6 protein-coding genes are annotated in these 13,222 nt (G+C 72.0%); 4 read left to right on the top strand and 2 right to left on the bottom strand.

The window, feature by feature from the left end; all coding sequences use genetic code 11:
- Positions 1 to 137: 137 nt before the first annotated feature.
- Positions 138 to 1,154, bottom strand: coding sequence for a LacI family DNA-binding transcriptional regulator (locus tag L3i22_RS48095; RefSeq protein WP_221324069.1), 1,017 nt, complete (start codon positions 1,152 to 1,154; stop codon positions 138 to 140).
- A gap of 263 nt (positions 1,155 to 1,417) precedes the next feature.
- Here L3i22_RS48095 and L3i22_RS48090 point away from each other — a divergent pair, with 263 nt between their 5' ends.
- The gene (locus tag L3i22_RS48090) at positions 1,418 to 3,544 is read left to right on the top strand and encodes a PKD domain-containing protein (RefSeq protein WP_221324068.1); all 2,127 of its coding nucleotides are present in this window, start codon (positions 1,418 to 1,420) and stop codon (positions 3,542 to 3,544) included.
- Between the two features lie 32 nt (positions 3,545 to 3,576).
- Here the strand turns inward: L3i22_RS48090 and L3i22_RS48085 are convergent, their stop codons facing one another.
- Positions 3,577 to 5,298 (bottom strand): BTAD domain-containing putative transcriptional regulator, encoded by a 1,722-nt coding sequence (locus L3i22_RS48085; RefSeq protein ID WP_221324067.1) that lies wholly within the window; start codon positions 5,296 to 5,298, stop codon positions 3,577 to 3,579.
- 128 nt (positions 5,299 to 5,426) lie between these two features.
- On the opposite strand from L3i22_RS48085, the gene L3i22_RS48080 reads away from it, so the two are divergent.
- The 3 genes from L3i22_RS48080 to L3i22_RS48070 all read left to right on the top strand — a co-directional run bounded on the left by L3i22_RS48080 (position 5,427) and on the right by L3i22_RS48070 (position 13,056).
- On the top strand, positions 5,427 to 7,100 hold the full coding sequence (locus L3i22_RS48080) for a multicopper oxidase family protein (RefSeq protein ID WP_221324066.1): 1,674 nt from the start codon (positions 5,427 to 5,429) through the stop codon (positions 7,098 to 7,100).
- Positions 7,100 to 7,867: a hypothetical protein gene (locus L3i22_RS48075; protein ID WP_221324065.1), complete on the top strand. Its 768-nt coding sequence runs from the start codon at positions 7,100 to 7,102 to the stop codon at positions 7,865 to 7,867. Before L3i22_RS48080 ends, L3i22_RS48075 begins: the two co-directional genes overlap by 1 nt.
- Positions 7,868 to 8,013: 146 nt before the next feature.
- Positions 8,014 to 13,056, top strand: coding sequence for a peroxidase family protein (locus tag L3i22_RS48070; RefSeq protein WP_221324064.1), 5,043 nt, complete (start codon positions 8,014 to 8,016; stop codon positions 13,054 to 13,056).
- Positions 13,057 to 13,222: the final 166 nt, after the last annotated feature.

Below are 13,222 nucleotides of genomic sequence, written 5' to 3'. Positions count from 1 at the left end.
TTGGCGGCTGTTTCAGGCCGGTTTTACAGCCCTCAGCGCCAGCCGGGACCGAGAGCGCGGGGCGGCCGGGAGTGGGCAGGTGGTCGCGTGAGTGTCACCGGACGGGCGGCGGGCTCACGACGTACCCAAGCAGGGGGTTAATTGCGCGGCGGAGCCGTGCTGCCTCGTGGGGTGAGGTGGGCGGTCTGCGCCTTGACGTTGCCGACCTTCTTGCCGTCGACGGCGTTGAGCAGCTCGCGGGCGGCCTGCGCGCCGTAGCCGGAGACGTCCCGGCTGAGCGCGGTCAGCGGCGGGTGCACCAGGCTGCACAGCGGCGAGTCGTCCCAGGCCACGATCGACAGGTCGCCCGGCACGGACAGGCCCATCTCCTGCGCGACGGCGAGCCCGGCGACCGCCATCACGTCGTTGTCGTAGATGATCGCGGTGGGCCGGTCGCCGCCGATGAGCAGGCGCCGGGTGGCCCGGCTGCCCTCCTCGCCGGTGTAGTCGGCCGGCACGGTGACCGCGTCGCCGAGCCCGAGCGAGGCGCAGACCGCGTTGAACGCCTTCGTCCGCACCTGGGTGTGCAGCAGGTCGGGCACGCCGCTGACCCGGGCGATCCGCGAGTGGCCGAGGGCGACCAGGTACCGCACCGCCTCGGTGATCGCGCCGCCGTCGTCGGACCAGATCTGGGTGACCGGGCTGGGCTCACCGGAGCCGCCGATCACCACCGCGGGCAGTTGGAGCTGATGCAGGACCGGGATGCGGACGTCGTTCTCCCGCAGGTCGGTGACGATCACGCCGTCGATCCGGCGCTCGCCCCACCAGCGGCGGTAGACCTCGACCTCCTGCTCCGGGCTGGCCACCACCTGGAGGGTCAGCGCGTAGGACCGGGCACCGAGCTCGGCCTCGAAACCGCTGATCAGGCCCATGAACCAGGGCTCGATGCCGAGGATCCGGGCGGGCCGGCAGAGGGTCAGGCCGACGGCGCGGGCGCGGGCGCCGGAGAGGGCCCGGGCGGCGCTGTTCGCATTGAAGCCGATCTCCTGCGCGATCGCGAGGATCCGTTTGCGGGTGGCCTCGGAGACACCGGGCTGACCGTTCAGCGCATAGGACACGGCGCCCTTGGACACACCCGCACGCCGGGCGATGTCGGCGATCGTGGGCCGCTTCACTCAGTCTCCCTCTGTCCCGTGGCGCTGAGCTTATCGGGCGTAGCACCGGCGTAACCGAACCGGCATCCAGAGTGTACTTGACCGGTTAAGTCAGGGGGAGATCCACCGCGATCCCTCTCCGGCGCGGCCGGATCAGGGGGATACGAATTTCGAGCCCCAAGGGTTTTGCCAGAGAGGACTCAGCTTTTACTCAGGTTTACGTGAGCCCGGCCACTGAGCCCCACGTCATCGTCTCGGAACTCTGCTGAAACTCAAGGAGTCCGATGCGAAACCATCTGTTGCGATGGTCGGTCACGGTAGGGGTGACCTTGGCGGTGGTCGCTCCGTTGGCGGGCAGCGCCAACGCCACCGTCATCACCCCGCCGATCGCCCGGAACGGCCGGCTCACCCAGGTCGGCCCGATCGCCGACCACGGCTTCCCGGCGTGGTACCGGGACAGCACCGGGGCTCGTCTGGAGCCCTGCTACACCGCGGACGACCCGCTCTGCGCGGTCCTGCCCGACGAGGTCCCCAACCCGGACCTGCCCGTCTCGTACCCGGACAACTTCCCGGGCGAGTTCTTCTACCAGCTCGTCGACTCGACCCTGACGCTCACCGACGGCACCAAGGCCGTGATCGGCCTGAACGTCGAGGGCGCCTGGGCGAACGACGCGGTCGTGCCCGGCGACCAGATGGTCTTCGGCCGGGTCCGGATCCGCTTCGCGGCCACGGCCGGCCGGCGATTCCGGATCACCCATCCGTACGGCATCGACGACCTCACCGCCGACGACAAGGGCGTCCGGATGACCGAGGACGTCGGCACCATCCCCGGTGCGTTCGGCGGGGTGCTGAACGGCCGGGTCGGTCCGTTCCTGAAGTGGGACCCGGCGGTCGCCCCGGCGGCCCCGGCCGGCTACACCGGTGACCCGGGCGTCGACCACAAGGTGGTGGGCAGCCCGTACGGCACCAACTTCATCCGGATCGAGGAGCTCGACCCGCGGTCCGGCGCGGTCCTCGGCCAGGTCGGGTTCTCCGACCAGTTCAGTGTCCAGGGCCGGTACGCCACCAACGCGGGCGTCGACGTCGACCAGGCCACGTACACCACCGGCCCGGACGGCAAGGGTGTGGTCGAGGTCTACGCGACGAGCGAGCCCGGTCAGGCCATCGAGATCGCCTCGAACGCGGCGCTCGGCATCCGCGGCACCCGGCTGCGCGAGTCGAACGGCCACTACTACGGCCGTTTCCCGCTCGCCGGTCCGCCGCCCGCGGACGCGAGCGTCGACGTGGTCAACGCCTCGGACCGCCCGACCGCGAAGAAGACCCGCAAGCTGATCGACGTCGTGCAGGTCACCCGGGCCGCGTACGACTCCGACGCGCACACCCTCACGGTCGCCGCCACCAGCAGTGACCAGGACAGCAACCCGGGCGTGCTGAGTGTCACCGGCTACGGCCCGATCACCGGCCAGCCGTTCACCAACGTGCTCGCGCCGCCCGCGGCGATCACGGTGACCTCGTCGGCCGGCGGTTCGGCCATCGCCTCGCTGGCCGGCTCGGGCGCGGCGTTCGGCCCGGTGGCCCCGGTCGCCGCGGCCACCACCGACCCGGGCCCGGTGGTCGGTCAGGTCGTCAAACTGGACGGCACCGGATCGACCGGCGAGATCGACACGTACAACTGGACCCAGAGCGAGGGCCCGTCGGTCACCCTGACCGGCGCGACCACCGCCTCGGCCTCGTTCGTGCCGACCCAGGCCGGCACCTACAAGTTCAAGCTGACGGTGACCGGGCCGGGCGGCCAGAGCCAGCCGGCCGAGGTCGCGGTGACCGTGGTCGCGGCCACCCGTCCGGTGGCCGAGGCGGGTCCGGACCAGACCGTGCTCCGCGGGAAGACGGTCACGCTGGACAGCACCGGCACGGCCGGAGCCGAGACGTACAGCTGGCGGCAGGTGTCCGGCCCGGCGGTGACCCTGGTCGGGGCCTCGTCGGCGAAGCCCACCTTCGTCTACCCGGTGCAGCCGCAGCCGGCCTCGCCGGGGCCGAACGCCGCGTTCGTCTACGACAACGAGCCGGTGGTGCTCGAGCTGACCACCACCAACCCGAGCGGCACGGCGACCGACCGGGTCACCATCCGGCCGCAGGCCGAGACGTTCCCGGGCGGCGTGACCGTCCGGTACCGGACCGGCAACAACGAATGGCGGATCACCGGCACCAGCAGCCTGCTCGCCGGGCAGCGGATCACCGCGGTACTCGGTGACACGCTCACCGGCCGGGTGATCGGCACGGCGAACGTGGACGCGGCGGGCGCGTTCAGCATCCGGGTCACCGGCCCGGCGCCGGGCACGGTCCGGACGGTCAGCGTGGTGACCGCGACCGGCGGTCGTCAGCTGGCGATCGTGGTGAACGTCACCAACTAGTCCCGGCAACCCCGACGGCGGCGGCTTCCTTCCTAGGAGGCCGCCGCCAACTGTTTGCGCAGGTAGAGCACGGTCGCGGCGGAGACCTGCTCGGCCACCGCGGCACGCACCAGGGTGCCCGCGTGGCCCACCTTCCCGTCCGGGCACTCCCGCAGCAGGTGTGCGTGCACCAGCGCGTCCACGCAGGTCAGCACGTCGGTGACGGGCTGCCCGGTGAGCGTGGCCAGCTCGGCCGCGCCCAGGTCGCCGAGCACCGCGCAGACCCGCAGCAGCTCCCAGGCCAGCGGCGGCATCCACTCGGTGCGCTGCCGGGCGACCTGCATGGCCACCGCGCTCGCCACCGGGCGGGGCCGCCGGGCCACCGCGACCAGGGCCGGGATGCCGCCGGTCAGCTCCCGTACGCCGGGGTCGCCGAGCGGCTCCAACTCCTGCGCGGTGAGCGGGCCGAGCCGCATCACCACCGGCGTGCCCAGCCCGGCCAGCGGCCGGCCGGAGAGCTGCGACGGGTAGTCGTAGGTCAGCACGATCCGCAGGCCCGGGCAGTGCCCGCTGAGCCAGGCCAGCTCGGCGACGCTCGCCGCGTCCAGGTCCCGGGCGTCGTCGACGGCCAGGAAGACCTGCTCCGGCCGGTCGAACGTGGCGGCGATCAGCTCCAGGTCGGGCTGGCCGAGCGGGTGGTCGGGCAGCGCCCGGTCCACCGCCTCGATCGCCGCCGGGGCGGCGTCCAGGTCGGTGAGGACGCTGCGCAGCCAGGACAGGCGGAGCACGCCGACGGCCGGGCCGGCGTCGCCGATGCCGATCCGGCCCGGGGTGTGCCGGCCCAGCTCGGCCAGGAACGCGGACTTGCCGGCGCCGCTCGGCCCGACGAAGTGCACCACCGGCGGCGTGCCCGGCTCGACCATCAGCCGGATCTCGGTGAGCCGGCCCAGGAACCGCTCACCGGGCTTGGCGGCCGCGGGCGAGGCGACCGGCGCCGGCGCGGGCGCCGGATCGGCCGCCGGAGCACGGCTGGCCAGCACCGATTGCTTGATCATCGCGAGCTCGGCGGACGGCGCGACGCCCAGTTCGCTGTCCAGCACCTGGCGGCAGCGCTCGAAGATGCGCAGCGCGTCGTCCGGCCGGCCCATCGCCACCGCGGCGGCCATCGCGGCGTGGTAGCCGGACTCCAGGAACGGGTTGAGCTCGATCGCCTCGTGGGCCAGCCGCAACGACCGCGGGGCGTCCTCGGCCAGGGCCGCCGCGGCGAGCCGGAGCAGGGCGTTCACGGCGGCGACCGAGACCTCGGCGCGGACCGGCTCGGCCCAGTCGGCGTACGGGTCCTCCGGAAACGGCAGGTGCCGCGCCAGCCCCAGGATCTCCTCGTGCACCCGCAGCTGTTCCGGGTCGCCGGGCCCGAGCGTGTCCAGCTTCCGGACGAGTTGTCGCAGGCCGGCGAGGTCGAGCCCGGCCCGCGAGGTGTCGAAGAGGTAGCCGCCGGAGCGGGTGACGATGAACCAGTTCGCCGGCGAGCCCTGCGGCTGCAGCCGGCGCCGGATCACCGAGACGTAGTGCTCCAGCGCGCCGGCGTGGTTGCCCGGCAGGTCCTCGCCCCACACCGCGTCGGCGAGCGCGTCCTTGGACTGGATCCGGTCGTGCCGGGCGGCCAGCACGGCCAGCACCTGGCGGGCCCGGCGGGGCAGCTCACCGGCCGGCAGCACGCCACCGGCGCCGTCCACGACGGTGAGCTGTCCCAGCACGCTGACTCGGAGTCCCACGTTCTGGTGATCGCCAGAATCGGTCCGGAGTTGAGAAACAGCAGACTTCAGGATCGCCAACGGAACACCTCAGAACGGGTCTCTAGGTTACGGCTCCCTGTGTAAACCCTGGGAAGAAGAGGTGTCCGATGGCACGCGGGAGTATGAACCGGCGCGACCTGCTCAAGGGCGCGCTCGCCCTCGGCGGCGGTGGACTGATCGTGATGACCGCCGGTGGCGAGGTCGTCGCGGCGTCCAGCAAGCTCTCGGCCAAGAACATGCCGACCCCGTACACGAACATGTTCCGTCGCCCGCCGGTGCTGATGCCGGCCGCGGAGGGCGTCGACGAACAGGGGCCGTTCCAGAAGTACCGGCTCACCCAGAAGCTCGCGAAGGCCAGCATCCTGCCCGGCCTGAGCACGACGATCGCCGGCTACAACGGGATCTTCCCCGGGCCGACCATCCGGGTGAAGCAGGGGACCCGCACCGAGGTCCGGATCTGCAACGCCCTCTCCGACGTGAACACGCTCAACGGACGCCCGTTCAGCACGGTCACCCACCTGCACGGGTCCGCCTCCCTGCCGCAGTACGACGGTTATGCCAATGATCAGACAAAACCTGGTCAGGTGAAGACGTACAAGTACCCGAACTGGCAGCAGGGACGGACCCTTTGGTACCACGACCACAACCATGGGGACACCGCGCAGAACGTCTACTCGGGTCTGGCCGCCCAATATCACCTGAAAGACCCGTACGAAACCGCCCAGTTGCCCCAGGGTGAATTCGACGTGCCGCTGGTGGTCAGCGACGTCGCGTTCAACGCCGACGGGTCGGTCGCGTTCGAGCCGGACGGCAATGCCGGCTTCATGGGCGACATCATCATGGTCAACGGCGTGCCGTGGCCGAAGATGAAGGTCAAGCCGCGGGTCTACCGGTTCCGGGTGCTCGCGGCCTCGATCTCCCGGTCCTGGCGGTTCGCGCTGAGCACCGGCGATCCGTTCTACGTGGTGGGCAACGACGCCGGCATGACGCCCAAGGTGAACGCGGTCAAGTCGTGGCGGCAGGGCGGGGCCGAGCGCTACGAGGTGCTGATCGACTTCCGGAAGTACAAGGTCGGCACGAAGATCGAGCTGCAGAACCTGAGCAACAAGAACAACGTCGACTTCGCCAACACCGGCAAGGTCATGCAGTTCGAGGTGGTCGCCGACGCCGGCGCCGCCGACCCGTACCAGATCCCGACGACCCTGGATCTGGGCCCGCAGCCGTACGCGAACCGCGGCGCCGTCGAGGTCAACAAGCTCACCCCGGACATGGCGACCGCCCGCCGCCGGCTGCGCGTCGAGCGCAAGCACGGCGAGTGGACCGTCAACGGCGAGACCTGGGCGGACGTCGAGGACTCCGGCTTCAAGCGGGTGTTCGGCAACCCGAAGCCGTACGACGTGGAGATCTGGGACCTGGTGAATGAGTCCGGTGGCTGGTACCACTCGTTCCACATCCACCTGATCGACGCCCAGATCATCGCCCGCAACACCACCTCGGACGGCAAGGCGCACCCGTGGGAGGGCGGTGGCAAGGACGTCTTCTACCTGGGCGAGAACGAGACGGTCACCGCGCTCATGCAGTTCACCACCGGCGACGGCAACGTCGGCGGCCGGTACATGACGCACTGTCACAACCTGGTCCACGAGGACAGCGACATGATGATCCAGTTCGCGGTCGGCGACCTGGAGAACAACAACCCGATCACCATGGACCCGGCGAAGGCGGAGACCGAGGCGGAGATGCCCGCGGCGTACGCGGCGAGCTACCCGCTGGGCACGTGATGCCGGCCAAGCTCCGGGGCCCGGTGCTCAGCCTCGCGCTGGTGCTCGTCGCGTTCACGGTGGCGGCCTGGTCGGGTGGCTGGTTCGCGCCGCACCCGGCCGGGACGCCGGCCGAGGCGGCCACGATCACCGACGACGCCGGTGACGAGCTGGCCACCACCACGTTCGACGGGCCGCTGGTGCGCGAGCGGGCGGCGCTGGCGATCCTCCCGGCCAAGGGCGCCGACCGCGCGCACGTCGCCGCGGAGCTGCGGGCCTCGGCGAAGGCGGCCGGGGTCGGCGAGCTGACCGACGCGACGTTCGCGGTGTTCAGCGCGGAGCTGCTGAAGTACCTGGTGCCGGAGCTGACGCTGGTGCTGCCGGAGGGCGTCACGGTGCAGCGGGCCGAGGCGTTCATGCGCGACCACGAGCCCGGTGACGTGGCGTTCTACGTGGCGCAGACGGTGCTGGTGCACGACCTCACGTTCGCCGTGGTGACCGACGGGGTCACCCCGGCCGAGGCGGCGCGGCGGGAGGACGCCGAGGGGATCCTCAGCGACTCGCTCAACCACTACGTGACGAGCGTGCAGCCGGCCGGGCTGACGGTCCGGTACTTCGGGGCGCTGCTGAGCGACGGGCGGATCGCGGCGGTCCGGGCGGCGATGGCGCGCTCGGCGGGCACCACGCCCGACCGGGTGACCGTCGAGGCCAACCAGGCGGGCGGCGGCGTGGACCTGTCCGGCGGTGTCCCGGACCTGGACGAGGCTGCGGAACACCACGGGCACTGAGGTGCTCACGGCGTACCCGAGCGGAATTTGATCCTGAGGCGGCCTGGCGAAGGCCGCCTCAGTTCGGCTTGAGGCGGACCTCAGCCACCCATCGCAACATGTACGAAATTCCCGTGCTAATCGGGCATCGTCCTTGGAGGGCGTCCGTGCCGAAGCTCCGTTCCGTTGTCGCCGTCGCGACCGTGCTGATCGCCACGATCCTGGTCACCCCCGCGGCCCACGCCGCGCCGATCGGCCAGGGGTTCACCGTGACCGCGGCCGACCTGGCCTACATCCTCAAGCAGATCAAGATCGCTGAGGCGCACGTCGCGAACACCACCAGCGCGACCGGACCGTGCGGCGCCCTGGCCATCGGCCCGACCGAGCCGCTCGGACTGCGGACCGTCGACGGCTCCTGCAACCACCTCGGTGCCGGCCAGACCACCTACGGCGCCTCCGACCAGGCCTTCCCGCGGCTGGCCCCGGCGCAGCTGCGGCCCGGCTACACCGGGCGGAACGCGACCGACGCCCAGCCCCGGATGATCAGCAACCTGATCGCCGACCAGAGCACGGGCAACCCGGCGGCGGTCGCGGCGGCGCACGGCAACGACCCCGCCGCCGGCATCCCGAACGTCACGCCGGACGCCGGACTCTCCGCGCCGTACAACTCCTGGTTCACGCTCTTCGGGCAGTTCTTCGACCACGGCGTCGACCTGACGGTCAAGGCCGGCGGTGCGGTGATCATCCCGCTGGCCGCCGACGACCCCCTGGTGATCAGCGAGAACCTGCCGCCGGCGCTGCGGTTCATGGTGCTGACCAGGGCTTCGGTCGGCAACACCGTCTCGCCGTACGTGGACAACTCGCAGACCTACACGTCGCACGCCGCGCACCAGGTCTTCCTGCGCGAGTACGACGCGATCGCGCACGACACCGGCCGGCTGCTCGGCGGCGCCGCGGGCGGGCTGCCGACCTGGGCGGACGTGAAGCGGCAGGCCGCTGACGTGCTCGGGCTGCGGCTGACCGACGCCGACGCGCTGAACGTGCCGACGGTGCTGGCCGACGCGTACGGAAACTTCGTGCCGGGCCCCGCGCGCGGCCTTCCGCAGTACGTGACCAGCACCGGCCTGGTCGAGGGCGACACCGCCGCCCCGGTCGCCGTGCCGTCGAACGTGCTGCGCGTCGGCACCCCGTTCCTGGCCGACATCGCCCACGCCGCCGACCCGTCCCAGCCCGGTTACGACGCCGCGTTGCTGGACAAGCACTACGTCGCCGGTGACGGCCGGGTCAACGAGAACATCGGGCTGACCGCGATTCATCAGATCTTCCACTCCGAGCACAACCGCCTGGTCGGCGACCTCCAGCGGATCGTGGGCGACTCCGCGGAGTGGACCGGGACCCGGCTCTTCCAGGCCGCCCGCTTCATCAACGAGATGGAGTACCAGCACATCGTCTTCGAGGAGTTCGCCCGCAAGATCCAGCCGGCGATCGACCCGTTCGAGGCGTACCAGGACGAGATCAACCCGGCGATCTACGCGGAGTTCGCGCACGCCGTCTTCCGGTTCGGGCACTCGATGCTGACCGAGACGATCGCCCGGACCGCCGCCGACGGCTCCGACGACTCGGTGCCGCTGCTCGACGGCTTCCTCAACCCGGAGAAGTTCACCGACGGCGGGACGCTCAGCCCGGAACAGGCCGCCGCCGAGGTGGTGACCGGGATGTCGAAGCAGGTCGGCAACGACATCGACGAGTTCGTCACCGAGACGCTGCGGAACAAGCTGCTCGGACTGCCCAGCGACCTGGCCGCGATCAACATCGCCCGCGGGCGGTCCGAGGGGGTGCCGCCGCTGAACGCGTTCCGGCGGGCGGTGCGGCTCACGCCGTACCAGAGCTGGGTCGACTTCGGCGAACACCTGAAAAACCCGGAATCTTTGATCAACTTCATTGCGGCGTACGGCACGGACCGCTCGATCACGTCCGCGGCGACGGTCCCGGCGAAGCGGGCCGCGGCGCAGGCCCTGATGGACTCACCCGACTTCATGTACGCCCCGGCCTCCTCCTCCGGCCTGGACGACGTCGACCTGTGGATCGGCGGGCTGGCCGAGGCCGGCGAGCCGTTCGGCGGCCTGCTCGGCAGCACCTTCGACACCGTCTTCAGCAAGCAGCTGACCGCCCTGCAGAACGGCGACCGGCTCTACTACCTGGCCCGCACCGCCGGGATGAACCTGCGCAGCCAGCTCGAGGGCAACACGTTCGCCGAGCTCACCATGCGCAACACCGGCGCGACCGGGCTGCGGGCGGACTCGTTCGCGACCGCCGACTGCACCTTCGACCTGTCCCGGATCACCGTCGCCGGCACCCGGGTCCTCGACGACCCGGCCTCCGAGTGCGACGAGTCCGCCCTGCTTCTGCGCTTCCCGGACGGCACGATCAAGCAGCGGGCCAAGGCCCCGGCCCAGTCGATCTGGCTCGGCACCGAGGGGACCGACCGGATCGGCGCCGGCAGTGACGACGACACGGTCTGGGGCGACGAGGGCGACGACGTGATCGAGGGCGGCACCGGCGACGACACCGTGCTGGCCGGCGAGGGCGACGACATCCTGACCGATTCCGGCGGTGCCGACATGCCGCACGGCGGGCCCGGCAACGACGCGATCGACGCCGGGCCCGGCGCCGACGTGGTGCTCGGCGGCGACGACGCCGACTTCGTCGAGGGCGGCACCGGCGCGGACGAGGTGTTCGGCGGCGAGGGCGACGACCGGGTGACCGCCGGGGACGGCGCGGACACCGTGTGGGGCGACTCCGGCGACGACTGGGAAGAGGGCGGTGACGGGCCGGACGTCCTGCAGGGCGACAGCGGCAACCCGTTCGTCCTGGACGACGCGAACCGGCCCGGCCACGACGTGCTGATCGGCCAGGGCGGCGACGACGACTACGACATGGAGGGCGGCGACGACATCGGCGTCCAGGGCCCGGGCGTCGACCGGTACGACGGCGGCTCCGGCTTCGACTGGTCCATCGCGTCCACTTCCGATCAGGGCGGGGACGACCTGCCGATGGACGCCGACCTCGCCCGCCTGCCGGTGACCGAGACGGCCGGCGAGACGATGGACCGCTACCGCGAGGTCGAGGCGCTCTCCGGCGGCGTGCACGACGACACGCTCCGTGGCGACAACCTGGTGCCGACCGACGACGGCCGGATGGGCTGCGACGCCCTGGACGCCGCCGGGGTGGCCCGGATCCGCGGGCTCGACCAGGTGGTGACGTCGCTGACGACGCCGGTCTCCGCGGTCGTCAACCGGACCGGCCGCGGTTGCGACCTGGCCGGAAGCGTCTGGGGAGCGGGGAACGTGCTGCTCGGCGGGCCGGGCAACGACATCCTGGAGGGCCGCGGCGGCGACGACATCATCGACGGCGACCGCTACCTGACGGTCGGTCTCGGAACCCGTGGGCGGTCACTGTCCGCGATCGAGGCCGACGTCATGGCCGGCAAGATCAACCCCGCGGACCTCGCTTTCGTACGGGAGATCGCGTCGTCGCCGACCCACGACCTGGACACCGCGGTATTCGCCGGGGACCGGGCGTCCTACGCGGTAACCCCGATCGTCGGGGGCGTGCAGGTCTCCGGGCCGGACGGCACCGACACCGTGCGCAACGTCGAACTGCTCCGCTTCGACGACCGGACCGTGGACATCTCCGGGCTGCAGGCGTTCCTGGGGGTGTCGGCGTTCGCCGGGGACGGGGCGGCGACCGTGCTGGTCACGGTTCCGGACGGGGCGGTGCTCAGCGGGGTGACGCTGGTCCGCAGCGGGTCGGACGGGACCACGGTGTCCACGTCGCTCGGTGCGGAGGTTCGTGAGCTGGTGGTTTCCGGGCTGACGAACGGGGTGGCGTATACGTTCCGGGTTCGGGCGGAGACGGTGGTCGGGGATGGCGCGCTCAGCGAGCCGTCCGATGCGGTCACGCCGGTAGCGGTCACGCCGTCACCCACTGTTACGCCTTCACCTACCGTCACCACCCCTCCCGTCACCGTTGCTCCTACGACCGTCGCTCCTACGACTCCGGCTCCTACGACGGCCGCTCCTACGACGGCCGCTCCTACGACGGCCGCTCCTACGACTGCTGCTCCCACGACTGCGGCTCCTACGACTGCTCCTCCCACCGGGCCGGTCATTCCGGTGGCGCCGGACGCGCCGATCATCGGGACGGCGACCGGTGGGGACGAGAACGCGGTGGTCCGCTGGACGGCTCCGGCGAACGACGGCGGAAGCCCGATCTACGGCTACGAGGTGCAGGCCCTCGACGACGAGACCGGCATCGTGGTCGGCGTCGACGCGACCGGCCCGGACGCCACCGAGCTGACCATGACCGGCCTGACCAACGGCCTGCCCTACGCCTTCTGGGTCCGCGCCGTGAACGCGGCCGGCGCCAGCGAGTTCTCCGCCGTCTCCAACCGGGTGACCCCCGCCGTTCCCACCGGCGACCCGGGCAGCGGCACCCCGGACCCGACCCCGTCACCCACCGCGTCCCCGTCACCCGGCGGAACCCCGTCGCCCGGCGGCGGTCCCACCACGACGCCGACGACCCCGCCGGCCACCCGCACGGTCCCCGGCGCCGCCCGGATCGGCACCCCGGCCCGCGGCAACGCCCTGGCCGTGGTCCGCTGGGCCGCCCCGGTCAGCAACGGCGGCTCGCCGATCCTCCGCTACGAGATCCGCGTCCTGGACAGCAAGAATCGCCAGGTCGGAGCCCTGCGGGTGGCCTCCGCCACGGCCTCCGCGCAGACCGTGACCCGGCTCGCGAACGGCACGGCCTACCGCTTCCAGGTCCGGGCCGTCAACAAGATCGGCGCCGGCGGCTGGTCCACGACCAGCGCGGCGGTCACCCCGCGCACCACCCCGTCCGCCCCGCGCTCCCTGACGGCCACCCCCGGCCCGACCGGCGGCGCCCGGACCACCACCCTCCGCTGGACCACCCCGGCCGGCACCGGCGGCGCCCCGATCACCGGCTACCGCCTCACCGTCCAGCGCCTGACCGGCAAGGGAACCCTCACCGGAGCACCGTTCGTCCTGTCTCTCCCGGCCGGCAAACGCACCACCACCTTCACCGCCCCGGCGGGCGTGGCCGCCGGCACCCGCTACCGCTTCACCCTGCGGGCCCTCAACGCCGCGGGCCAGGGCCCCGCCCGAACCGCCACCGCCCAGGTCCGCTGACCGCCCGGGCCCAGCCCCGAGGCCACTGACCCACTGACCCACTGACCCACTGACCCACTGACCCACCGAGCCCCGTGCCCGCCGGCCGCGACCCGCCAGTCGCGCCGGCGGGCGCGGCCCGTTCCGGCCGGGGGATCGGGACCGGGATCGATCATGGTGAGCGGGT

Origin of the sequence: Actinoplanes sp. L3-i22 (genome assembly GCF_019704555.1) — a bacterium.
Lineage (GTDB): Bacteria > Actinomycetota > Actinomycetes > Mycobacteriales > Micromonosporaceae > Actinoplanes.
The sequence above is the reverse complement of the archived record's forward strand: the minus strand, read 5'-3'. Positions and strand labels throughout refer to the sequence as shown.